This window comes from Corynebacterium sp. HMSC065D07 (assembly GCF_001810695.1).
In the GTDB taxonomy this organism is placed as follows: Bacteria; Actinomycetota; Actinomycetes; order Mycobacteriales; family Mycobacteriaceae; genus Corynebacterium; species Corynebacterium hesseae.
Map to the genome: position 1 here is coordinate 76,385 of NZ_KV802476.1, position 21,384 is coordinate 97,768.

Below are 21,384 nucleotides of genomic sequence, written 5' to 3' on the forward strand. Positions count from 1 at the left end.
GGACTAGGCCTCCGTGGAGGGGACGCCGGCGTGCTGCTGGCGCGTCCACAGCGATTGCGCCGGAATCTTGGAGCGGTCAGCGCGGTCGGCGTATTTGCGCGCGACTTCTTCCACCTCGTGCAGCAGCCCTTCAGACAAGGTGGTCGGTTCCAGCCCCAGGTTGAGGAAAGTGTCGTTGGTAACGTGGAGCTCATTTTCCGCGGATTCCTTGCGCGGGTTCGGCACGTAGGCCACCTCTGCGCCAGAGATCTTCGCAACCAACTCCGCTAAGTCACGCACGCGGTGGGTCTCTGTCATCTGGTTGATGATCTTGACGCGCTCACCGCGCGTCGGCGGGTTCTGCAAAGCTAGCTCGATGCAGCGCACCATGTCCCGGATGTGGATAAAGGCGCGGGTCTGGCCACCGGTGCCGTGCACGGTCAGCGGATAACTAATGCCGGCCTGGATGAGGAAGCGGTTGAGCACCGTGCCGTAGTCACCGTCATAATCAAAGCGGTTGATAAGGCGCTCGTCCTTCTGGGTCTGCTCCGTGTGCGTGCCCCAGATGATGCCCTGGTGCAGATCGGTGATGCGCAGCTCATCGTTCTTGGCGTAGTAGGCAAAAAGATGCTGGTCCAGCACCTTCGTCATGTGATAGACCGAGCCCGGGTTGGAGGGGTACAGGATCTGCTGCTTGACGACGCCCCCCTCGCCCGTATCCACCTGCACATCCAGGTAGCCTTCCGGGATCTTCATTCCGGCGGTGCCGTAGCCGTAGACACCCATGGTGCCCAAGTGGGCGACGTGGATATCTTGCTCAGATTCCACGATGGCGGCGAGCAGGTTGTGGGTGGCGTTGATGTTGTTATCCACCGTGTAGCGCTTGGTGCGCGAATTCTTCATGGAGTAGGGCGCGGCGCGCTGCTCAGCGAAGTGCACCACGGCATCCGGGCGTTCGGTGTTCAGGAACTCCAACAAGCCGTCGTAGTCCTGGGCCACGTCGAGGTTGCAAAAGCCGATGGTCTTGCCGGAGACCTCGGTCCACGCAGCCAGGCGCTCTTCAATGGAAGCGATAGGTGTTAAGGATTCCGCGCCCAACTCCTCATCGATGGCGCGCCGGGAGAGGTTGTCCACGATGATGACGTCATGGCCTTGGTCGGAGAGATAAAGGGAAGCGGGCCACCCACAGAAGCCGTCTCCGCCGAGAATCGCTACCTTCATTTTTTATCTCTCCACATCTCTGTCGGGGGCATGAGTTAGGGTGCCGCCGCGACGGGGGAGAAACCCGTCGCGGCGGCAAGCACTTTTCAATACCTTACCGTTGACGGCCCTCACATGAGGGCCCTTAACGGTAAACAGTGAGTGAATGTTTCCTCGGGCTGCACCACTAGAGCAAAGCATGGTGCAGAGCGCAGGAGGCTCGGTGTCCAGAGTAAGTTCTGCAAACGCGCCCTGTACACTGGCCCGCATGCTCGAAGCCGTGCTCAATGCCTTTGCCGATTCCGTCAACGCTCTACTGATCGGAATCCTGGTGGCTATCGGCATCATGCTTCCGCGGGGCAGCTACCGCAAGATTGCGGCCTTCGTCATCGTCGGCGATTGGTTCGGTGTGCTCACCGCCGCCGCTGTGGTGATGTTTGTGTTCGTCGGAATCCAGGACAAGGTTGCCGCGGCCTTGGAATCGCCTCTGCTGGGGTGGGGGCTGGTAGTCATTGGCCTTGCTCTGGGACTTCTAGCCTGGCGCTCCAAGGGTGAACCCAATGACATGGTGCAGAAACTGCTCGGCCCGCTGCGCACTCCTTCGGCTAAAACCGTTGTGGTGGGCTATGCCATGGGCGTTATCCAGTCCTTGACCTCCGTGCCCTTTTTCTATGGCCTGATGCACCTAGCGGCCGGGGACTTTAGCAATACCGTTAAGTATGGTGGCCTCTTTTTCTACGCCACGTTTGCGCTCTCATTGCCGACTGTGTGCGGATTGTTCATCGCGCTTGTGCGGGCGAAGCCAGAGTCCTGGGCCGGACGCGCCTTCGCGTGGGCGCGGGAGAACTCCACCACCGTGGCGTTGTGGAGCGGCTACGGCGTGGCAGCCTTCCTTGTGGTCATGGGTTTCTTCGCCCTGCTATAAAGTCTTGCCTTTAAAGCGACTCGGCAGCTGTCCTAGCTTCGCGGTGGTGGAACTGCCCTAGTTGCCAAAGTTCTGGCCAGATCGTGCGGCAGGCTTAAGAGTTTTGTCAACAACGGCAGTTGCGGAGCTAGTCGTAGAGGACGGCATCGAGAGGGAGGGCGTCGCCAAGCAGCGCCTGATTTTTAGCAATCTCGACGTAGCGCGCGGCGTGCGGGATGAAGGCGGCGGATTCCTCAGGGCTCAGCTCGCGCCGCACCTTGGCTGGGACCCCGGCGGCTAGGGCGCCGGCTGGAATGTCTTGGCCTTCGAGCACCACCGCGCCGGCCGCAATAAGAGAGCCAGGGCCCACGGTGGAGCCCGAAAGCAGGGTGGCTTTCATCCCGACGAGCGTGCCCGCGCCCACCCGCGTGCCGTGGAGCATGGCCATGTGGCCCACGGTGACGTCATCCTCCAGCACGCAAGGCTCGGTGGATTCAACGTGGATGACGCAGTTGTCCTGGATATTGACGCGGGCGCCTAGACGGATGGAACCAACGTCCCCGCGCAGCACGGAGCCATAAAACACGGAGGAGTCCGGACCGATGGTGACATCACCGATGATGGTGGCATTCGGGGCGATCCAGGCGCTGCGGTGGATGCGGGGCGTACGCCCTTGGAAGGGGAGGATGAGCATGGCAGGCTAGCTTTCTTCAGGGGTGGTTTCGATGGAGACCGCAAGCGACTCGGAGACCTCATAGTCGCCGGGCGTGGCGCTGATCTGGGCCAGCGTGTCCCGTTCCGCAGGGGATAGCGGGATGGCCCAGCCCCGCTTGGGATCATGGACCGGACGCTGTGCCTTTGTCGTGGGGGAGAGGTGCACCGTGGTCTTAGAGCCATTTAAGCGCGCGGGCTCGCCGGAGCGCGCCACCTCACTGAGTATTTGTGCGCCGGCTGGGGAAGTAACCAGGATGATGAGGCTGCCGGCCGTGTGGACGGACAGGTGGTCTATAGAGACCTCGACGGCGTGGGGATCCGGGGAAGCCAAGCGGACGGTGGGGGAGCCGCCGAGCTTATCGACGATATCCTTTACCGCAGAAAACAAACTCATGGCGCGATCCTAGCGCGGGGGTACCATCGTGCAGTGTGATTGACGCGAAAGATACAGCACTCGTCATTGAAGGCGGCGGCATGCGCAATTCCTATACCGCCGCGTGCATCGTCAAACTCTTAAAGGAGGAGGTGGAATTCGGCTGGGTCGGAGGCGTGTCCGCGGGCTCCTCGCACACCGTGAACTTCCTTTCCCGCGATGTGGTTCGCTCCGAGGAATCCTTCGTGGACTTTGCCAAGAACCCCAGCTTCGGCGGCCTGGGCTCGCTGTTGCGCGGTAGCGGCTACTTCAATGCGGAGTTCATCTACGAGAAAGCTGCGGACCAGGACATGCCCTTTGACTGGGAAGCCTTTGACGCCAACCCAGCGCAGGTGTGCATTTCCGCCGCGCGCGCCGATACGGGGGAGAGCGTGTATTGGGGGCGTGAAGACATCAAGACGCAGGAAGACCTGATGGTGCGTGTGCGCGCCTCCTCGACGCTGCCGTTGATCATGCCGATGCGCGTCATCGACGGTGCGCCGTATGTCGACGGCGCCATGGGGGAATCCGGCGGCATCCTTATCGAGCAGGCGGAGAAGGCCGGGTTTGAGAAGTTCCTGTTCCTGGGGTCGAAACCGCGTGGCTACGTGCGGCCTGAGGTGGGGCGGCCGGCGGCGCTGCGACGAATCTTCCGAAAGTACCCTGCCGTGGCGGAGGCGATGATTGCCCGGCCGGCCCGGTACAACGCCTCCAAGGACCGGCTTCTGGAGCTGGAAAAGGAGGGGCGCGCACAGCTTTTCTTCCCGGAGGATATGCAGGTGGCATCGACTGAGCGTTCTGTGACAAAGCTGCGCTCCAACTATGAGGCTGGGCGCGCGCAGACCTATGCCGAATGGCCGGCGTGGAAGGAATTCCTCAGCAGCTAGTGAGCTCAGCGGGGTCGTGCGCGACTCACTTTTGCCAACACGGTGTGAGTCGCGCCTCCTCTGGGGAGGAGAAGCGGACCCATGCATGGAGTTTTCTGAGTGTTTTCTTACAATGATTTCCCGTGTTGGCACTATTTGATGGAAATATTTGGCTGAGCATTTTCTTTATTGCTTTGCTCGGCACGTTATTTGGCATGATCCCCTTCGGCCCGCTGCGCTTTGGCGCAGCCGGCACCTTGTTCGTGGGCTTGGCCATCGGCGCCTTTATCGATCTCGACGGCACGATTTTAAGCAGCTTGCAGGAGATGGGCCTTGGCCTCTTCATCTATATGCAGGGCTTGTCTGCCGGCGAGCGCTTCTTCAAAGGCTTCTCTGAGCAGCTCAAGCACATGATTACTGCCGCAATAGCGGTGGTGGGTGCTGCCGCCGTGGCGCTTCTCGCGGGCGGCTGGTTGGGACTGTCGCCCTTGCTCTCCGTGGGCGTGTTCTCCGGTGCGACGACCTCGACGGCATCGCTGGCCGTGGCGCAACAGCAAACGGGCGAGGAACTGCCGGCCGTGGGCTACTCCTTGGGCTATCCGGTAGGCGTGGCCGTCGCTATCCTCCTTGTAGCTTTTCTGCTCAAGCAGTCCTGGCCGGCCACTAAGGATAAGGACAATTCTGCGGAGGAGGTCTTTCGCTCCCGGACTATTCGGGTAACCAAGGACATCACCTACGAGGAGCTGGTGGAGCGATTCGAGGATCAGTTCGTTATTGCCACGATTCGCCGTGGCAATACCCGAACCGTGGCCGGGGACCATCCGGAGATTCGCAAGGGTGACATCCTGCGCGTACTCGTGACGAAGGCGAAAAGGCACGAGCTTACCGCTGCTCTAGGCAAGCGCCAGCCTCAGGTGCCCTTCGTGGACAAGCGTTTGGTCATTGAAACCGTGGTGGTGTCGAACTCCGATATTGCTGGTCGAACCGTGGAGGACCTCAACCTCTTCAAGCGCTATGGTGGCCGCATTGTCCACGTGCAACGCGGCGATGAAGAGTTCCTGGCCAGCTTCGATACGCACCTCGATGCCGGTGACCGGGTGACGGTGATTGTGGATCAAGACCGCCTGGGCGATATTCGTGATTACTTCGGTGACTCGGTTCAGGGGTATTCCCAGCTGAACTGGGTTGCTGTCGGTGGTGGTCTGTTCCTGGGCTACCTCATCGCGCTCATTGTGGTTCCGCTACCAGGTGGTGCGTCCTTTGAACTTGGCTTTGCGCTGGGCCCATTGATTACCGGACTTGTCCTCGGTGCTCTGCACCGCACGCGCCGCGTGCCCTGGAAGGTTCCGGCTTCAATCAATCTGGCTCTTCAGCAGTGGGGCCTGGTTATCTTCTTGGCTTCGGTGGGCTTGGCCTCAAGTGAGGCTTTCCAGTCCACGGCATTCTCCTGGATGGGCCTGAAATGCATGGCTCTCGCCGCCATCATTACCGTGGTTGTCGTCGTCCTCTTCGCTGTGGCTAACAGGTTCCTTGGCCAGTCAGAAACCCGCACCGCGGGCGGCGTTTCCGGCATCTTTGGCCAGCCTGCCGTGGTCGACTACGCCACAGGAATCAGCACGGATTCCCGCATTATGACTGGCTATGCGGCCACCATTGTGGTGGCGCAGATAGTCAAAATCGTGGTCATTCCGTTGATGCTCACGGTCTAATCCGCCACAAGTGTTTCGATGGTGAGCTCCGGGTGCTCCTTCTCAATGAAGGCCAGCTTCCATTTATCACCAAAGAGCGCGATGAGCTCGCCGTCGCTGCGGGTAAAGATCTCTACGCCGCGCTGGCGGCCCAGTTCGGGCGCGGATTCGGCGTCGGTACGGCGGGCCACCGAGTAGGGGATGGGCTCGGTGATGGTCTCCACGTTGTACTCGACCTCCATGCGAGCCTGCATGACCTCGAACTGCATGGGGCCCACCGCAGCCATGACCGGGGCGGCATCGCCACGCGTATCGTTGCGCAGAATCTGGACCACGCCTTCCGCAGCCAGTTGGTCCAAGCCCTTGCGGAATGCTTTGTAGTCACCCAAAGACTTCGCGCGCAGGATGCGGAATGCCTCCGGCGCGAACTGCGGCATGGGCTTGAACTGCACCTTCTTGCCCGTGTAAATCGTGTCACCAGGTGCCAAGGAACCGGCATTGACCAAGCCCACGATGTCACCCGGGTAAGCCGTATCCACGGTGTCACGCGTGCGGCCGAAGACCGTCAGAGCGTACTTAGTGGAGAAGCTGCGCCCAGACTGCGCATGGTTGACCTGCATGCCGCGCTCAAACTCACCGGAGACGACGCGCATGAAAGCCAGGTTATCGCGGTGCTTGCGGTCCATACCCGCCTGCACCTTGAAGATGACGCCCGCGAAGTCATCGGTGACCTCACGTACCTCATCGATGGCGGAGGTAGCGGCCTCGATGGCCTGCGGATCTGATTCGCGCGAGCGCGGAGCCGGGGCGATGGCGCACAGAGTATCCAGGATCTGGTGCACGCCGAAGTTCAGCATCGCGGAGGCGAAGATGAGCGGGGACGTCACGCACTGTTCGAAGAGCTCCTGGTCGTGCAGGGCGCCGTCGGCTGCCAGCAGCTCTGCTTCCTCCACGGCTGTCTCCCAAGCGTCCTCTTCCTTCGCGGCTGCATCCTCAGGCGCGTAGTGCTCCTCCGGGGCGATGGTGGAACCACCGGCGGTGCGCAGGAAGTGCACGTACTCATCAGCCTCGCCGTCATCGTTGATGTGGGCCAAGCCGCGGAAGTCGCCAGCGATACCCACCGGCCAGTACAGCGGGGTGGGCTGTAGCTGGATTTCGTTCACGATTTCATCGACAAGCTCCAGCGGTTCCCGTCCCACGCGGTCCCACTTGTTGATCACCGTAATGATCGGCAGGCCGCGGGCCTTACACACGCGGAAGAGCTTGAGGGTCTGCGGCTCGAGGCCCTTGGCGGCGTCGATAAGCATGACGGCAGCATCCACCGCCGTGAGCACGCGGTAGGTATCCTCCGAGAAGTCCGCGTGGCCCGGGGTATCCACCAGATTGATCATGTAGGGCTCACCCTCGTGGCCCTCTGGGGCGTATTCGAACTGCAGCGCGGAGGAGGCCACGGAAATACCGCGCTCCTTCTCCATCTCCATCCAGTCAGAGACCGTGGACTTGCGGTTGCCCTTGCCGTGCACCGCGCCGGCCTCGTTGATGACGTGCGCGTGCAGCGCCAGCGCCTCCGTCAGCGTGGACTTACCAGCATCCGGGTGGGCGATGACGGCGAATGTGCGGCGGCGGGAAGCTTCGGAGGCAATACTCATGCGGGCTAGTTTAGCCGCTGGCTGTTACCACTCCACATTGAGCTGGCGGCCCAAATCATCGAAGACGCGCCGCGCCACGGAGAGCTTCTTCGCAATCGGCCTCTGCAGGCCTGGCTTGCGCTTGTTGTTGTAATACTCGCCGGAATTGAAATGGATGCCCGGAGTGCCGCTGAGGAAATAAGCAAGGTTCTCGCCGCCCTTGTCCGCCTTGCCCAAGAAATGCTTTGCTGCAGTGGTCGAATACAGCTTGCTCGTCCTACTCGTTGAGTTCTGCCCGAAGCCAGTATTCAACACGCCCGGGTGGAAGGCCACGGAGGTCAGACCGTGCGAGTCGAGGTAGCGGGTCAGAAGAATATCGCCCAACTTGGCGTTGCCGTAAGCGCGCTCCGCGGTGAATTTTTCAAAGGTGTTTGGGTCACCGGGGTCGAAAGCGGAATACAGGACGTTGGCCAACGAGGCGGTTTGCACCACGGTGGCGTCGCTGGCCCGCAGGGTATCGCGCAATAAAGAGGTCAGAAGAAAAGGCGCCACAACGTTGATCTGCCACGTGCGCTCGAAGCCATCGGCGGTGGCGAAGGGGCCGTCGAACATGCCGCCGGCGTTATTGCCCAAGGCATCGATCTGCGGGTACTGGCTCAGCTCTTCCGCGAGGCGGCGAACCTGGCCCAAAGACTCGTAGTTGGCCACGTGAAAGGCCGCACCATTTTCTTCGGCTACGGCCTGCGTCTTTTCCGGATTCCGGCCCACGAGCACGAGCGAATCCTGCGGGCGGCGCTGGTGAAGAATGCGGGCAGCGGCCGCGCCCACCCCGCTCGAAGCACCGGTAATGACAATTGTTCGAGGGTCATGATTAGAAGGCAGGTTCTTGCTCGCGCGGCTCATACTTGGACAGTGTAGGACGTTGAGCGTGGTCGCGCCGGGGGTTTATTTAGCCCGGGAATGGATTTCCTGTTGGGCCTTACTGAGCCCCTCTGTCACGATGAGGCGGGCGGCCTCAGCAGCGGTGGCGATGGTGGAATCGAGGGCAGCGCTGGCGTCGACAGGCGCGAGCACCCAGTCCGGAATGGAACCACCCTTGGACGGGCGCCCGATGCCCACACGCACGCGCAGATAATCGCGCGTGCCCAAGCGCTCGCTCAGCGACTTCAGTCCGTTATGGCCATTCTCGTTGCCGCCCTTCTTAATGCGCACCTTGCCGGCGGGTAGGTCGAGCTCGTCGTGGATGACGATGATGTTCTCTGCCGCAACCCCCAGCTGCGCGGCCAAGGGTGCGATGGGATCACCGGAGAGATTCATGTACGTGTGTGAGCGCAGCGCCACGACCTTCGTGCCCCCGAGCTCGAGCTGTGCGGCGCTGAGCTGGTGCCCGGTGACGGGTTCAAGCATGTCGCCAGATTCGGCGAGGAGATCATCCACCGCCATGTACCCCACGTTGTGACGGGTCGCGGCGTATTTCGCGCCGGGATTGCCTAAGCCGACGATGAGCCACTTAGCGCTTAAATCGGCTGGACTTAGTCCAGGGTTGACTGCCTTTTTCGTCTTCTTCGGCGCAGCCTCAGCGCTGCCAAAGAGACGGGTGAAAAAGTCACGGATGGCGGACACAACAACTCCCTTGATGGATTTTCTTTAGGCTGGGGGACCATGAGTCAACTTCTAGAGGCTATCACCTGTCCCGTCCTACCTGCCCCGATGGCCGGTGGGCCCACCACGCCTGAACTGGTTGCCGCCGCTGAGTCCGCCGGTTCTTTTGGCGCGCTGGGCCTGGGGAGCTCTTCAGTAGACGCCGCGCGGGAGGCCATCGCTGCGTGCGCCGGCACGCGCTTCGGCGTCAACCTCTTTTATCCGCAGAGGGAGCTGACAGAATCGGAGCTCGCGGCTGCACGGTCCCTTGCCGCCGAAGAGAACGCCGTGCTTGGCGACGTCCCCCTAGACTTCGGTTGGCAGGACAAGCTCGACGCCGCGCTGGATGGTGGGGCAGCGGTGCTGTGGTCGATGTTCGGGGTCTTTGAAGAAGAGGAGATTGCGCGCATCCACGCCGCTGGGGCTGAGGCGTGGACCACGGTCACCACCCCGGAGGAGGCGCAGTCCGCGGCCGCGCGCGGCGTCGATGTGTTGTGCGTGCAAGGGCCTGAAGCCGGGGGACACCGCGGTGTATGGGACCCGAGTGCGGAACCCGATCCGCGCCCGCTCAAAGAACTTGTTGCGGCGGTGCATCAAGTCACGGGCATTCCGCTCATTGCCGCGGGTGGGCTGCGCACCGCGGAGGATGTCGCCGAGGCCTTGGCGTGGCCGGGGGTAGAGGCAGTCAGCTGTGGCTCTGCCTTCTTGCTGTCCGATGAAGCCGGAACGAGTGAGCACAACCGTGGCCTTCTGCGCCGCGGCGGCCGGACGGTGTCGACCCGCGCGTTCTCCGGGCGCTACGCCCGCGGGCTGGAGACTGCCTACACACGGGTACACCCGGACCTGCCTTTGGTCTACCCCTATCTCAACGCGTTGCTGAAAACGCGTCGTGCGCAGCTCGACGCCGACGTGGACTATTGCCTCGTGGGCGTCGACGTGGAGAAAATCGGCGGGGGTAGTGTGGCGGAAATCCTCGCGCAACTACACCCAAACGGGCATGAATAGGGGTTAAGATTTACGGATGGACATAGTTTTACACCCTTTTTGACGAGTAAAGGATACAAAGTACGTGACTTCGAACGCGCACATTGGGCACGAGGATTGGAACGAGCGCCTGGAGCTGGCCCAAGAGATGATCCCGCTCATCCACCAGCTGCACCGCAATAACAACGTTGTCACCTCTATCTACGGCCGCCTGCTCATCGGTGTGACCGATATCGACATCATCAAGGCGCACCGCTACGCCCGCCGCATCGCTGAGCGCGAGCTTCCCACCGCAGAGACCCTGCCCATCCTCAAGGAACTGTGCTCGATGAACCTGGGCACCGCTTCCATCGACTTGGGCCGCCTGGCCACTGGCTTCGAGGAATCCGGCTCCGACAACCTGCGCAACTACCTCGAGGAGACCCTCGTGGATCTCGTCGGCGCTGCTGTGGATAAGGAATCCACCGACGTTGTCCTCTACGGCTTTGGTCGCATCGGCCGCCTCCTAGCCCGCATCCTCATCGCCCGCGAAGCTGCCTACGGCGGCGTGCGCCTGCGCGCTATCGTCGTGCGCAAGAAGGGCGACATTGACATCTTCAAGCGCGCCTCGCTCCTGCGTCGTGACTCCGTACACGGTGCTTTCAACGGCACCATCGCCGTCGACGAGGAGAATGAGGTCATCTGGGCCAACGGCACCAAGATTCAGATGATCTACGCCAACAACCCGGCGGAGATCGACTACACCAAGTACGGCATCGACAACGCCATCGTCGTGGACAATACCGGTGTCTGGCGCGACCGCGAGGGCCTGTCCCAGCACCTGCAGTCCAAGGGTGTGGCTCGCGTGCTGCTGACCGCTCCGGGCAAGGGCGACCTGAAGAACATCGTCTACGGCATCAACCACGGCGATATCGAGGATTCCGACCAGATCCTCTCCGCCGCATCCTGCACCACCAACGGCATCACCCCGGTGCTCAAGGTCATCAACGACCGCTACGGCGTGGTTCACGGACACGTGGAGACCGCACACTCCTTCACCAATGACCAGAACCTCATCGATAACTTCCACAAGGGTGACCGCCGCGGCCGCGCAGCCGGCCTGAACATGGTGCTCACGGAGACTGGTGCCGCCAAGGCTGTGGCCAAGGCTGTCCCGGAATTCGCTGGCAAGCTCACCGGTAACGCCATCCGTGTTCCTACCCCGGATGTCTCCATGGCTGTGCTCAACCTCGAGCTGGAGAAGGAAGCCGACCGCGACGAGGTCAACGACTTCCTGCGCAACGTCTCCCTGCACTCTGACCTGCGCCAGCAGATCTCCTACATTGCCTCCCCGGAGGTTGTGTCCTCTGACTTCGTGGGCTCTACCCACGCTGGTGTCGTCGATGGCCTCGCCACCATCTCCTCCGGCAAGCACCTCGTGCTCTACGTGTGGTACGACAACGAGTTCGGCTACTCCAACCAGGTCATCCGCATCGTCGAGGAAATCGCCGGCGCTCGCCCGGTGGTCTACCCGAAGCGCGTTGATGTTTCTGAGCTCTAAACGCTAAAACACTGCTACCGCCCGTGCTGCATGGCGCGGGCGGTAGTGCTGTTTTAGGGTCCTGCTCGGCTTGCGACCTAGCATTGCCAGGATGCTTCACGCCCACAACTGCCCGATCTGCCAAAAGTAGGGGCCGAGATCGAAAAATCTAGACTGTTTTCGTCAGATTGGTCAGTTTTAGCGGGAAGACAGCGCTCGAGTATGGAGTAAATGTCGTGCGCGCAATGTCGCGGCCACCCCGAGCACTGCGGCCAACACCACAGCGACGGCATAGCGCAAAGGTGAGTGCGCAACCAAAGGCCAGGCGGGGAAGGCGAGTACCCACAGACCGGTATCAGCCAAGACATCGCCGCCCAAGGTGACGGAGACAATCGTCCCTACGATTGTGAGAGCGATAGCGCTCACAGTGCCGAAGCGAATCACCAGAATGAGTGATACAGCTGCGATGACATAGCCCACCCCAACCGCAAGGGGCAAAGCGGAAAACTGTGCAGCGCCATCACCACCTGCGAGCGCACTGGCCAGGTATGCGGCAGCGCATACCGCCAGGATGACACACAGGAACCAGAGGAGAATTCCGGATGTGCCGAACCGTGTTTCCATATGGACCAACGGCCATGAATCAGCTACACGGGGCCAAACGAGGACCGGCAAGATACCTGCGCCGACCGGAAGCAGAAAGTAGTGAAAGAAACCTTCGACGTAGTTAGCGGGATATTGCAGGGCGACAAAGCCTAGCGCCAGAATGCTGAGCATCAAGCAAGAGAACACCGCTGGGCTAAAAGCTGCACGGTGGAGTCCTAGCAACGTGGACCACAGCGAGGACTGTGCCGCCGCACGGGGGTGGCTCGTTGGCTGCCATACTTGGGCTTCTTCCATGGTGGTATTAGCAACGTCGGCATCAGTCTGGGCCGTTGTGGAACGCGCGAAACGGTGTCGCAGCGAGAACATTGGCCGGTATCGTCGCGGCGTGTAGACCGCGGCTAATGCTCCGAGAACGGCGAGGATGACGCACAATATGAAAGCCGGTAGTGGACTGCTGGTGAGAAGTGGGTCGTGTGGTTCAAGAGGCACCGAGTTCTGGTGAATACGCAATGCGCGCAGAAGCAATCGTTGCGGCCATGCTGGGGGAAAGGCCCACCACCTGCCTGATTCGACAGTGCACGGAAGGATGCTGATTATTTGCCATAGGGCCGCGGCTACCAGCGTTAAGCCGAAGCCCAGTCGGCGGGCACAGGCGGCGGAAAGCCCGGCAATGCCAAGCGCGCCAAGGAAGGAGTAGAGCCCAGCTACGAGGATAAGTTCATGATTCTCCCGCCCCTGGGCAGCGACAACGAACCAAGAAACACCAAAGTTCAGAATATGGAAGAGCGCAAGGCTGACAATGACAACGATAAAGCGGGCAGCATTCTCGAGACGCGGGTTGAGGTTTCTCCATTGCGTTCCGCCGCTGCGAGTGATGGTCTCGCGGCGTTCTGGAATGGTAGCGAACAGCCCAGTAAGAGGGGAATACATGCCGGTAACAAACAAGGATTGCCAAGCCAAGACGCCTGTGGCATCACTGTGCACCGATGCCATAGATGAAAAGATCACCGTCATGATGACCAGCGGTAGAGCAAGTAAAGGCAACCACTGTAAGGTGCTTCCACGGCTGCGCAGTAGTTCTGCTGAAAGGTAACTCGGGCGAGGATCAGTAGTGTGCTTAGGCATGTGACTCTCCTCCCCGGTTGGTAGGCGCTTGGGAGGGGTGGCTCGGTGAGGTAAGTCGGAAGAATTCTTCCTCCAACTGACCACGTGGAGCTAGCTCCTGCAAGGAACCGGAATAGCGAATCGTGCCCTCGGCCAAGACGGTGATGTCATGGGCAAGGTGCAGTACCTCTCCAAGCTGGTGGGAGCTGACGATAACGGTGTGCCCAGCCGCGGCTAGTTGTTGTAGTAGCTCTCGCAATTCCATGATTCCTTGGGGATCGAGGCCATTCTGGGGCTCATCAAGAACAAGAACCTCTGGATCGCCGAGGAGAGCTTGCGCTAACGCTAGGCGGGCCTTCATACCAGTGGAAAAGGATTTCGCCTTCTTGGAGCCAACGCCGCTGAGCCCAGCGATGGAGAGAACCCGGTAAATCTCAGAGTCGGGAAGCCCCAGAAGTCGAGCGTGAACGCGAAGATTCGCCGCGGCAGACAGATGACCATAAAAGGCTGGCCCGTTCACTGAGGCACCAATGCGGCGAAGCACATTGCGGTTCCAAGGTTGGCCCGCCACGCTGATGGAGCCCGAGTCAGGAGGCAGGAGGCCTAAGAGGATGGAGAAGATTGTTGATTTTCCTGCCCCGTTGCGCCCGAGGAGCGCATGCACGCGGCCAGGGGAGATGTGGAAGGAAACATCATCGAGGACTCGTTGCCGACCGAAAGATTTCGAGATGTGCTCAAAAGAGATATCGCAATTCATAGAATGCAGTATCGCCGGGGCTCATCATAAAGGAATCCGCCTGCATGATGGTCTTCAGCGAGCAGACCTCCTACCGTGGTAGGAGCTTAGGCAACCCCAGCACGCTGCGCTAAGAGAACGAGGGCCACTCGGTCACGTGCGGCGAGTTTAGACATGAGCGCGGAGACGTGAGTTTTCACCGTGGTTTCTGCGATGACCATGTCGGCGGCTATCTCCGCATTTGTAGCACCACGCGCGATGAGTGAAAGCACTTCCATCTCGCGGCGCGTTACGAGGCTGAGTCCTTGGCGTTCCTGGGCGCTGAGGGTATCGCGTGTCAGCGCTGAGCGATAAGCCTCTAGCACTGGGCCGGTTACCTCGGCGGCCAGCACCGATTCTCCTTGCGCCACGTTGCGAACGGCGGTCACAAGGACCTCTGGGTCGGCATCCTTCAGCAGGAAGCCGTGGGCGCCAGCGGAGATGGACCGCGCCACGAGTTCTTCATCATTGAATGTGGTGAGCATGATGATGCGGCACTCGGGCTTGCGCTCGAGTATGGCTTGAGCCGCTGCAATGCCGTCCATGCCGGGCATGCGAATGTCGAGGATCGCCACATCAATGTGGTGGCTCAGCGCTGCTGTCACGGCGTCCGCCCCCGTGGCAGCGGTTGCCGCGACCTCGATGTCTTCTTGCGCAGTGAGGATGGTAGCCAGTGCTGAGAGCAGCATTGCTTGATCATCGGCCAATAAGACGCGGATTCTAGAGCTGCTGGGTTGCATCCTTGGTCTCCTTCATCGGTATCTGTGCGTGCAAGGAAAAGGAATGAGCATCGCCGGAATAGTCGAGGCGACCGCCGAGCGAACGAGCTCGTTCCGCTACTCCGACTAAGCCCACGCCGCTGCCCGCGACGTTGCTTGGCGTGGGATGAGGATTGGTGGAGGTGAGGGTGAGCGCGGCGGCGTCATCAAGTACAAGCTCAACCACGACATGCGTGCCGACGCCCTGATGGCGCAGAGCATTCGTCAAGCCCTCCGTGGTAATGCGCACCAATGCCATCTGCACCAACGACGGCACGGCGTATTCAGCTGGGAGGTTTGCGTCGACTTTCAGCCCAGCAGCGCGGAAGCCTTCGAGGATTCCTTCGATGTGCTCAAGTTGTTGAGCAGGCTCCAGAGCCGTGGGTCGGGGTGAGCGCAAGGCAGCGACGATTCCGCGAACCTCGCGCAGGGCGGTATCCGCATTATCGCGGATCGAAAGAAGTGCTTCTTCAGCCGCGCCGGAGTCCGCAGTCGCTGCAATGATGCCTGCATTAGCCTGAACCTTAATCAGGGTGAGGGAATGGGCAAGGACATCGTGAAGTTCCCGTGCAATGAGGAGGCGTTCTTCTTCTTGTGCTTGGTGGAAGCGCTCGCGCGCTAGTATCTCCCGTTGGCGATCACGGTCAAAATACCGGGCAGCGATGAAATACGTGCTTCCCAGCACCGCCCAGTGAGCCACCACCATGGCAAGGAAGGGTGTGTCGACCTCATAGCGCAGAAGGTAGGTCTCAGTGTCGATGCGCCACATGAAGGGGGAGATAAAGGTACCGATCACGGTGATGAACAGAACCACCCGCGGAATCAGCCTCTGGGTGATGTACCGCGAGGTGGTGTACACGGCCATGGGGGCGGTCAGCGCCCACGGGGGCAGGCCGCTATTGGCAGGGAGCTGGCTCAGCCAGATTACAGCCCAGGCCAGGAGAAGAACTAAGAAGCCTGTTGCGCTTACGATTGGCCTCGAACGCCACACGAGGAAGAACGGTATGAACAGCAGTGACAAGAGAGCCTGGAGTACTTCCACCGTTCCGGAAGAGGAAAACGCCAAGGCACAATAAAAGGCCGCTACGAGCCCCGCGACTCCTGCGAGTAGCGCGTCCCCCAAATGCACCGAGGACAGGAAGGTACGCGCGGTGCGGGAAGAGCTCATAGACGGCCATGGTAGTACATGCCGAAAGTACTACTTCTTTTTCTTGTCCTTCTTGCCCTTCTTTTTCTTTCCCTGCTTCTTGCCGGAGCCGTTGCCGTTGACCTTGTCGCGCTCCAAATCGGCGGCGACATCCGGGACGTAGGCAAATTCGTTGCGCGGCGGGCGGACGTACTCGGCTTCGAGCTCGGGGCGATCCGGGATCTCAGGGACATCCTGCTCTACGTGCTGGTACGGAACCATCTTGAGGATGTGGTTGATCACGTTGATGCGCGAGCGCTTCTTGTCCTCGGATTCCACGGTGTACCACGGGGAGGACGGGGTATCGGTGTGGACGAACATCTCATCCTTGGCGCGCGAGTAGTCTTCCCAACGAGTAATGGACTGCAAGTCCATGGGGGAGAGCTTCCAGCGGCGCAGCGGATCGTTGCGGCGGGACTTAAAGCGTGCGAGCTGCTCCTCATCAGAAACGGAGAACCAGTACTTAAGAAGGATGACGCCATCCTCGATGAGCATGTGCTCCAGCAACGGAGCCTGGTGGAGGAAGCGCACGTATTCTTGCTGGGAACAGAAGCCCATGACACGCTCCACGCCGGCGCGGTTGTACCACGAGCGGTCGAAGATGACGATCTCGCCTGCGGTGGGCAGCTTCTCAATGTAGCGCTGGAAATACCACTGGCCCGCCTCGCGGTCGGTGGGCTTCGGCAGCGCCTCGATGCGGCAGGTACGCGGGTTCAGGTATTGCGTAATGCGCTTGATGGCGGAACCCTTGCCGGCGGCGTCGCGGCCTTCCATGATGATGACCACGCGGGCGCCGGTCTCAACGACCCACTGCTGCATCTCGACGAGCTCTGCTTGGAGGCGCTTGAGCTCGTCCTCATAGGCTTGCTTATCTAGCTTCGGCGGCTTGGTGGCAGACTTCTTAGACTGTGAACTCATACCTCTAAATTTACCGCTTAGCTGGGAAAATACCTAACCGCGGGGGTTAGGTAAGTGGGGCGAATTGGGAGGTATTTAGTCAACCTCGTGTTGCGTCACCGCGCCGCTGGCGGCGTCGACGTCGAGTTCATGTTCCTGGCCATTAGCCTTGAATTCAATCTCCCAGTGCGGGCCCTTGCCGTCATCACCATCGTCGTAGTCGACTTCCTTCTCCGTGACGGCCTGGGCATCAACGCCGGCATGGGCTAAAGCTTTCTCGAATGCGTCATCGCCGGTGCGTTTCCCAGAATCCACTGCATTTCCGGCGTCCCCGGCAGCAGCGGTGTCTGCAGGCTGCTGGGCGTCGTCATCGCGGTCATCGTCGTCATCATCATCGCCCTGGTCCGCGCCAGTTGCAACGGCTGTTTCCGTCACGGTTTCCACAGTCGCGGGAGTCGGCGTCGGGGCGGGATCGGCCTCTTTATCTGAAGAGCACGCAACCAGCGCGGTGCTGGCGCATAGTGCGAGGCCTGCGGCGGTGAAGCGGGAGCAAAGAGTCATTGAGGCTCATCCTCCTTGGTCAGTCGGGCACGTGTGGTGTCCCACCCTAACGAAGCCTGTCAGTTTTCGCTGAAGATCCTGGATAAGGCTGAATGTTAACGGCCGTGACAGGTACAGTCTTCGCCGCAGCCCCCGGCAGCGGGAGGTTCGCCGAAGCGCGTGGTGTTCTCAATCGCGCCGAGCCCTTCGATACTGATGCGGGTGCGGGAGCCGTCGCCAAGCAGCGCCTCCTCACCGCGCGCGAAGCCCACGCCTTCCGGGGTTCCGGTGGCAATGACATCGCCCGGATTCAGGGGGTAGAGGGAGGAACAGAAGGCGATGAGCTCGGCCACGGAGAAGATGAGGTCATCAGTGTTGTCATCTTGACGCACGTCGCCGTCGACGGTCGTCATAAGCCGCGCGGCTTTGCCCGGTGCCCATTCATCAGCTGTGGTTAACCATGGCCCGAAGCCGGCGGTGCGGTAGAAGGATTTGCCGGCGTGGAACTGCGTGGTGGCACGCTGATAATCGCGCAACGTGTAGTCATTCATGATGGCATAGCCAGCCACGTGCCCGAGTGCCTCCGCTACCGGAACGCGATGGGCGCGGCGCCCAATGACCACGGCGAGCTCTCCTTCATAGTCCAGCTTCTTCGTGGCATAGTCCGGGACATAGACGTCATCGAAAGGGCCGGTCAGGGCCTCTGGAAACTTGATGAAAAGCGTGGGTTGTGTAGGCAGCTCGCGGCCCATCTCACGGGCATGCTTGGCGTAGTTAACGCCAACACAGATGATCTTTCCTGGGTTCGGGATGACGGGGGCGAGATCGGCATCGTCGAAAACCACGGGCTCACCGGAGAGCTGCGCAGCTTTGTGCCAATCGGGGCTGGCGAGTAGTTCTCCTACGTCCTCATAATCCAGCTCGGTGCCCAAGTTGGGGCCGTCAATACGGATAGCGCAGGTGCCAAAACTGGTGCGGAGGGTAGCGAGTTTCATGGCAGTTAGTTTAGCGCGCGAAGAATCTCATCGACCGCGTCGGCGCACATGATGGGGACCTCCTGCGCCTCCTGCTTGTTCCATGTTTTAAGCACAAATGCGGCTGGGTCCATGCGCCCGGGCGGGCGGCCGATGCCGACTGAAAGGCGCTGGTAGTCCTTGGTGCCCAGAGATTTCGTGGTGGAGCGCAGCCCGTTATGGCCGTGGTCCCCGCCACCTAAGCGTCGCTTGATGGTAGCGAAATCAAGCTCAAGTTCATCGTGCACCACGATGATGTGATCAGCGGGTACAGAGAAATATTGAGCGAGTGCTTTGATGGGGCCGCCGGATAAGTTCATGAAGCTGCGCGGCTTGGCGACGATCACCTTGGTGTCCCCGCGCCGCGCTTCGGCAATATCGGTGTTCGTCTTCTTGTGAACTGAGAAGGAAGCAAAGAGCTCGCGGGCTAGCTCATCAGCCACGTCAAAGCCGATGTTGTGGCGGGTACCAGCGTACTTCGGGCCGGGGTTGCCCAGCCCCACGACGAGGAAAGAAGAGTGAGTCACGTCGACCATTCTAAACAGCGCATGGGTGAAAACGGCGAACCGCGCCCGCCTCCCCGAAAGCAGGGAAACGGACGCGGTGCGCTAGATAGGTGAGGGGGAGGGGAGCTTTACTCCTCGTTGCCCTTCTCCTCGGAAGCGGACTCGTCGGCGGACTCGGCGCCAGCCTCAGCGCCACCTTCCTCAGCAGCCTCAGCGGCAGCCTCGACGTCCTCATCAACCTCCGGCTCGGAGATGGAGACGATGACGGTGTCTTCCTCGGCAGCAAGGGTGGTGCCCTCCGGCAGGGAAACCTCGCCAGCGGTGACCACGGTGCCATCCTCGAGCCCCTCGATGGACACGACGATCTCTTCCGGAATGTTGAGTACGTCTGCCTCGACGAGGAGGACGTCGGCATCCTGGATGGACATGAGGCCCGGAGCCGGCTCGCCCTCGAGGACAACCGGAACCTCGACCTCAACCTTCTCGCCACGCTTAATGGAGAGCAGGTCGATGTGGTCGATGTTGAAGGTCAGGACGTTCTGGTCAATGTGCTTGACCATGACCAGGTGCTGCTCGCCCTCGAGCTCCAGCTCGAACACGGCGTTGACGCCGTGGTTACGGACCAGTGCGGTCATTTCCAGGCGGTCAACGGCGAAGTGCAGAACGTCGACGGCGTGGCCGTAGACGACGCCCGGGATCTTGCCTGCAGCGCGCAGACGGCGAGCGAAGCCCTTGCCGAACTCGGAACGGACTTCAGCCTTCAATACGGGGCGCTCAGAAGCCATAAGTAAATCTCCTTAAAGTATCGTTGTGCGGCAAGGGCTCATGAAGAACCGTGTAGATACGACAAAAGCCTGCCGATGGACGTCTTGGACGAGTCATCGCAGGCTTAAAAGAATTCCGCAAAAAGAATTCACTGCTTAACTTATATAATCGCGTCGATAACGGATTTCTCCCTCGCCGAGACTCGGAAAGCATAGCACGTACTTGACCGCCTCCACAAAACACATCCTTTTGCTATCGCTCCTGCTTAAAGGAGATGACGATGGTCTAAGAAAGGTGTTTGAGCGCCTCGCGCTGAGACAATGGTGCCAGCTCGTGGTCGCGGACAAAGTCCCGCACCCACTCTGGATCGCGGCGCGCATGATCCCGCAGCGCCCAGCCGATTGCCTTGCGGATAAAGAACTCGTCGCCGTACGGAGAATGCTCAGAATCATCGGCCAATCTAGGGGGCAGCGGGCAAGGATTGACCGCACCGCCTGCCGCCGTGGCGTCGATTTCACGCCTAAGAAGGCAAATTGGTGCTTCATATAGGCGGACATGGGTTCGGCCTGGGAAGCATCGGCGAGCGACGTTAATGCTCGTTGTACATCGGCAAATGCTGTCTGGGGGTTGGTCACCCTAACAGTATGACCATAGGAACGCCGCCACTCGCAGTCCCAAAGGACTGAGAGTGGCGGCAGCAGGTTCGGTGAAGGCTCTAGTGAGTCTCGAAGAGGGTAGTCACGGAACCGTTCTCGAAGATTTCGTGGATGGTGCGAGCCAGCAGCGGGGCGATGGACAGGACCGTGAGGTTGTCCCAGCCCTCGGTGGACTGCGGCAGGGTATCGGTCGTGATGACCTCGACAGCACCGCACTCGGACAGGCGCTCGCGGGCCGGGTCGGAGAAGACACCGTGGGTACACGCAATAACCACGGACTTGGCGCCGGCTTCTTTGAGCACGCGGACAGCGCCCGCGATGGTGCCGCCGGTATCAATCATGTCATCGAGCAGGATGCAGTCCTTGCCCTCGACGTCACCGACGACGCGGTTGGACACCGTCTTGTTGGCCTCGGTAGTGGAGCGGGTCTTGTGAACGAAGGAGAGTGGGGCGTCGCCAAGCTCGTGCGCCCACTTCTCCGCCACCTTCACGCGGCCAGCATCGGGGGAGACCACAGCGAGGTTGTCCAGCGGGTACTTGGACTTGATGTAGTCCACCAAGATCGGCATCGCGTGCATGTGGTCGACCGGGCCATCGAAGAAGCCCTGAATCTGGTCGGTGTGCAGGTCCACGGACACGATGCGGTCGGCACCAGCAGCAGCCAGCAAGTCTGCCACCAGGCGGGCGGAAATAGGCTCGCGTCCCAGGTGCTTCTTGTCCTGGCGTGCGTATGGGTAGAAGGGCAGGATGGCGGTGATGCGCTTAGCGGAGCCGCGCTTGAGCGCGTCGATCATGATGAGCTGCTCCACCAACCACTTGTTGAGCGGCTGAGTGTGGGACTGCATCACGAAGCAGTCGGCACCACGGACGGACTCCTCGAAGCGAATGAAGATCTCACCGTTGGCGAAATCGCGCGCGGTGGTCGGAACCAGATCGGTCTTGAGCTCCTTGGCCACAGCCTCAGCCAACGCTGGGTGAGCGCGCCCAGTGAAGAGCATCATGTTCTTGCTGCTGCCGGTAACCTTGCCAGTCATAGGTAGATA

General features: G+C 60.6%; 21 protein-coding genes and 2 pseudogenes. 5 read left to right on the forward strand and 18 right to left on the reverse strand.

Going from position 1 to position 21,384, the window contains the following annotated elements:
- Nucleotides 1-3: 3 nt before the first annotated feature.
- Entirely contained in the window at nucleotides 4-1,200 is a 1,197-nt protein-coding gene (locus tag HMPREF2760_RS11925; RefSeq protein ID WP_070597522.1) for an NAD-dependent epimerase/dehydratase family protein, read from the reverse strand.
- A gap of 247 nt (nucleotides 1,201-1,447) precedes the next feature.
- On the opposite strand from HMPREF2760_RS11925, the gene HMPREF2760_RS11930 reads away from it, so the two are divergent.
- Nucleotides 1,448-2,104, forward strand: coding sequence for a hypothetical protein (locus HMPREF2760_RS11930; protein WP_070597524.1), 657 nt, complete (start codon nucleotides 1,448-1,450; stop codon nucleotides 2,102-2,104).
- 127 nt (nucleotides 2,105-2,231) lie between these two features.
- Here HMPREF2760_RS11930 and HMPREF2760_RS11935 read toward each other — a convergent pair whose 3' ends face one another.
- Both HMPREF2760_RS11935 and HMPREF2760_RS11940 read right to left on the reverse strand, forming a co-directional pair.
- Nucleotides 2,232-2,777 carry a gamma carbonic anhydrase family protein gene (locus HMPREF2760_RS11935; protein WP_070597526.1) on the reverse strand — a complete coding sequence of 182 codons (546 nt, stop codon included), beginning with the start codon at nucleotides 2,775-2,777 and terminating at the stop codon, nucleotides 2,232-2,234.
- Nucleotides 2,778-2,783: 6 nt separating this feature from the next.
- Complete coding sequence (locus HMPREF2760_RS11940) at nucleotides 2,784-3,191, reverse strand: hypothetical protein (protein WP_070597528.1); 408 nt, start codon at nucleotides 3,189-3,191, stop codon at nucleotides 2,784-2,786.
- Between the two features lie 35 nt (nucleotides 3,192-3,226).
- Between HMPREF2760_RS11940 and HMPREF2760_RS11945 the strand changes: the two genes are divergently transcribed.
- Nucleotides 3,227-4,096, forward strand: a complete 870-nt coding sequence (locus HMPREF2760_RS11945; RefSeq protein ID WP_070530593.1) for a patatin-like phospholipase family protein — start codon at nucleotides 3,227-3,229, stop codon at nucleotides 4,094-4,096.
- Between the two features lie 122 nt (nucleotides 4,097-4,218).
- The gene (locus HMPREF2760_RS11950; protein WP_070597530.1) at nucleotides 4,219-5,784 is read left to right on the forward strand and encodes an aspartate-alanine antiporter-like transporter; all 1,566 of its coding nucleotides are present in this window, start codon (nucleotides 4,219-4,221) and stop codon (nucleotides 5,782-5,784) included.
- On the opposite strand, the gene HMPREF2760_RS11955 is transcribed toward HMPREF2760_RS11950, so the two are convergent.
- From HMPREF2760_RS11955 to pth (HMPREF2760_RS11965), 3 genes are read right to left on the reverse strand one after another with little or no spacing between them, the layout of a single operon-like run.
- The gene (locus HMPREF2760_RS11955; RefSeq protein WP_070520842.1) at nucleotides 5,781-7,412 is read right to left on the reverse strand and encodes a peptide chain release factor 3; all 1,632 of its coding nucleotides are present in this window, start codon (nucleotides 7,410-7,412) and stop codon (nucleotides 5,781-5,783) included. The genes HMPREF2760_RS11950 and HMPREF2760_RS11955 overlap by 4 nt on opposite strands.
- 24 nt (nucleotides 7,413-7,436) lie before the next feature.
- Nucleotides 7,437-8,294: an SDR family NAD(P)-dependent oxidoreductase gene (locus HMPREF2760_RS11960; protein WP_070530588.1), complete on the reverse strand. Its 858-nt coding sequence runs from the start codon at nucleotides 8,292-8,294 to the stop codon at nucleotides 7,437-7,439.
- Between the two features lie 42 nt (nucleotides 8,295-8,336).
- Complete coding sequence (pth, locus tag HMPREF2760_RS11965) at nucleotides 8,337-9,014, reverse strand: aminoacyl-tRNA hydrolase (protein WP_070597531.1); 678 nt, start codon at nucleotides 9,012-9,014, stop codon at nucleotides 8,337-8,339.
- Nucleotides 9,015-9,053: 39 nt separating this feature from the next.
- Here pth (HMPREF2760_RS11965) and HMPREF2760_RS11970 point away from each other — a divergent pair, with 39 nt between their 5' ends.
- The gene (locus tag HMPREF2760_RS11970; protein WP_070597533.1) at nucleotides 9,054-10,037 is read left to right on the forward strand and encodes a nitronate monooxygenase; all 984 of its coding nucleotides are present in this window, start codon (nucleotides 9,054-9,056) and stop codon (nucleotides 10,035-10,037) included.
- A gap of 64 nt (nucleotides 10,038-10,101) precedes the next feature.
- Nucleotides 10,102-11,556 carry a glyceraldehyde-3-phosphate dehydrogenase gene (locus HMPREF2760_RS11975; RefSeq protein ID WP_070597535.1) on the forward strand — a complete coding sequence of 485 codons (1,455 nt, stop codon included), beginning with the start codon at nucleotides 10,102-10,104 and terminating at the stop codon, nucleotides 11,554-11,556.
- A gap of 177 nt (nucleotides 11,557-11,733) precedes the next feature.
- Here HMPREF2760_RS11975 and HMPREF2760_RS11980 read toward each other — a convergent pair whose 3' ends face one another.
- The 12 genes and pseudogenes from HMPREF2760_RS11980 to HMPREF2760_RS12030 all read right to left on the reverse strand — a co-directional run bounded on the left by HMPREF2760_RS11980 (nucleotide 11,734) and on the right by HMPREF2760_RS12030 (nucleotide 21,375).
- Nucleotides 11,734-13,134: an ABC-2 family transporter permease gene (locus HMPREF2760_RS11980; RefSeq protein ID WP_239248527.1), complete on the reverse strand. Its 1,401-nt coding sequence runs from the start codon at nucleotides 13,132-13,134 to the stop codon at nucleotides 11,734-11,736.
- Nucleotides 13,135-13,258: 124 nt separating this feature from the next.
- Complete coding sequence (locus HMPREF2760_RS11985; protein WP_070597539.1) at nucleotides 13,259-14,002, reverse strand: ATP-binding cassette domain-containing protein; 744 nt, start codon at nucleotides 14,000-14,002, stop codon at nucleotides 13,259-13,261.
- Nucleotides 14,003-14,088: 86 nt separating this feature from the next.
- Nucleotides 14,089-14,760 carry a response regulator gene (locus HMPREF2760_RS11990; protein WP_070515891.1) on the reverse strand — a complete coding sequence of 224 codons (672 nt, stop codon included), beginning with the start codon at nucleotides 14,758-14,760 and terminating at the stop codon, nucleotides 14,089-14,091.
- Complete coding sequence (locus tag HMPREF2760_RS11995) at nucleotides 14,741-15,946, reverse strand: sensor histidine kinase (RefSeq protein WP_070597541.1); 1,206 nt, start codon at nucleotides 15,944-15,946, stop codon at nucleotides 14,741-14,743. The genes HMPREF2760_RS11990 and HMPREF2760_RS11995 overlap by 20 nt, the downstream gene beginning before the upstream one ends.
- A 30-nt stretch (nucleotides 15,947-15,976) precedes the next feature.
- Complete coding sequence (gene ppk2, locus HMPREF2760_RS12000; RefSeq protein WP_070447108.1) at nucleotides 15,977-16,882, reverse strand: polyphosphate kinase 2; 906 nt, start codon at nucleotides 16,880-16,882, stop codon at nucleotides 15,977-15,979.
- Nucleotides 16,883-16,957: 75 nt separating this feature from the next.
- Complete coding sequence (locus HMPREF2760_RS12005) at nucleotides 16,958-17,422, reverse strand: PepSY domain-containing protein (protein WP_246823697.1); 465 nt, start codon at nucleotides 17,420-17,422, stop codon at nucleotides 16,958-16,960.
- Between the two features lie 95 nt (nucleotides 17,423-17,517).
- Nucleotides 17,518-18,396, reverse strand: a complete 879-nt coding sequence (locus HMPREF2760_RS12010; protein ID WP_070597543.1) for a fumarylacetoacetate hydrolase family protein — start codon at nucleotides 18,394-18,396, stop codon at nucleotides 17,518-17,520.
- Nucleotides 18,397-18,401: 5 nt separating this feature from the next.
- On the reverse strand, nucleotides 18,402-18,950 hold the full coding sequence (gene pth / locus HMPREF2760_RS12015) for an aminoacyl-tRNA hydrolase (protein ID WP_070597545.1): 549 nt from the start codon (nucleotides 18,948-18,950) through the stop codon (nucleotides 18,402-18,404).
- A gap of 98 nt (nucleotides 18,951-19,048) precedes the next feature.
- On the reverse strand, nucleotides 19,049-19,705 hold the full coding sequence (locus HMPREF2760_RS12020; RefSeq protein WP_070597547.1) for a 50S ribosomal protein L25/general stress protein Ctc: 657 nt from the start codon (nucleotides 19,703-19,705) through the stop codon (nucleotides 19,049-19,051).
- 265 nt (nucleotides 19,706-19,970) lie between these two features.
- Nucleotides 19,971-20,108, reverse strand: a pseudogene (locus HMPREF2760_RS13125) (DNA alkylation repair protein); the annotation flags it as partial.
- Nucleotides 20,109-20,182: 74 nt separating this feature from the next.
- Nucleotides 20,183-20,242 (reverse strand): annotated as a pseudogene (locus HMPREF2760_RS13130) (hypothetical protein); the annotation flags it as partial.
- 158 nt (nucleotides 20,243-20,400) lie between these two features.
- The gene (locus tag HMPREF2760_RS12030; protein WP_070520869.1) at nucleotides 20,401-21,375 is read right to left on the reverse strand and encodes a ribose-phosphate diphosphokinase; all 975 of its coding nucleotides are present in this window, start codon (nucleotides 21,373-21,375) and stop codon (nucleotides 20,401-20,403) included.
- Nucleotides 21,376-21,384 lie beyond the last annotated feature (9 nt).

Coding starts and splice junctions, on each gene's coding strand:
- HMPREF2760_RS11925 (WP_070597522.1), bottom strand. CDS start 1,200: ATGAAGGTAGCGATTCTCGGCGGAGACGGCTTCTGTGGGTGGCCCGCT.
- HMPREF2760_RS11930 (WP_070597524.1), top strand. CDS start 1,448: ATGCTCGAAGCCGTGCTCAATGCCTTTGCCGATTCCGTCAACGCTCTA.
- HMPREF2760_RS11935 (WP_070597526.1), bottom strand. CDS start 2,777: ATGCTCATCCTCCCCTTCCAAGGGCGTACGCCCCGCATCCACCGCAGC.
- HMPREF2760_RS11940 (WP_070597528.1), bottom strand. CDS start 3,191: ATGAGTTTGTTTTCTGCGGTAAAGGATATCGTCGATAAGCTCGGCGGC.
- HMPREF2760_RS11955 (WP_070520842.1), bottom strand. CDS start 7,412: ATGAGTATTGCCTCCGAAGCTTCCCGCCGCCGCACATTCGCCGTCATC.
- HMPREF2760_RS11960 (WP_070530588.1), bottom strand. CDS start 8,294: ATGAGCCGCGCGAGCAAGAACCTGCCTTCTAATCATGACCCTCGAACA.
- HMPREF2760_RS11970 (WP_070597533.1), top strand. CDS start 9,054: ATGAGTCAACTTCTAGAGGCTATCACCTGTCCCGTCCTACCTGCCCCG.
- HMPREF2760_RS11980 (WP_239248527.1), bottom strand. CDS start 13,134: ATGGCATCGGTGCACAGTGATGCCACAGGCGTCTTGGCTTGGCAATCC.
- HMPREF2760_RS11985 (WP_070597539.1), bottom strand. CDS start 14,002: ATGAATTGCGATATCTCTTTTGAGCACATCTCGAAATCTTTCGGTCGG.
- HMPREF2760_RS11990 (WP_070515891.1), bottom strand. CDS start 14,760: ATGCAACCCAGCAGCTCTAGAATCCGCGTCTTATTGGCCGATGATCAA.
- HMPREF2760_RS11995 (WP_070597541.1), bottom strand. CDS start 15,946: ATGAGCTCTTCCCGCACCGCGCGTACCTTCCTGTCCTCGGTGCATTTG.
- ppk2 (WP_070447108.1), bottom strand. CDS start 16,882: ATGAGTTCACAGTCTAAGAAGTCTGCCACCAAGCCGCCGAAGCTAGAT.
- HMPREF2760_RS12005 (WP_246823697.1), bottom strand. CDS start 17,422: ATGACTCTTTGCTCCCGCTTCACCGCCGCAGGCCTCGCACTATGCGCC.
- HMPREF2760_RS12010 (WP_070597543.1), bottom strand. CDS start 18,396: ATGAAACTCGCTACCCTCCGCACCAGTTTTGGCACCTGCGCTATCCGT.
- pth (WP_070597545.1), bottom strand. CDS start 18,950: ATGGTCGACGTGACTCACTCTTCTTTCCTCGTCGTGGGGCTGGGCAAC.
- HMPREF2760_RS12020 (WP_070597547.1), bottom strand. CDS start 19,705: ATGGCTTCTGAGCGCCCCGTATTGAAGGCTGAAGTCCGTTCCGAGTTC.
- HMPREF2760_RS12030 (WP_070520869.1), bottom strand. CDS start 21,375: ATGACTGGCAAGGTTACCGGCAGCAGCAAGAACATGATGCTCTTCACT.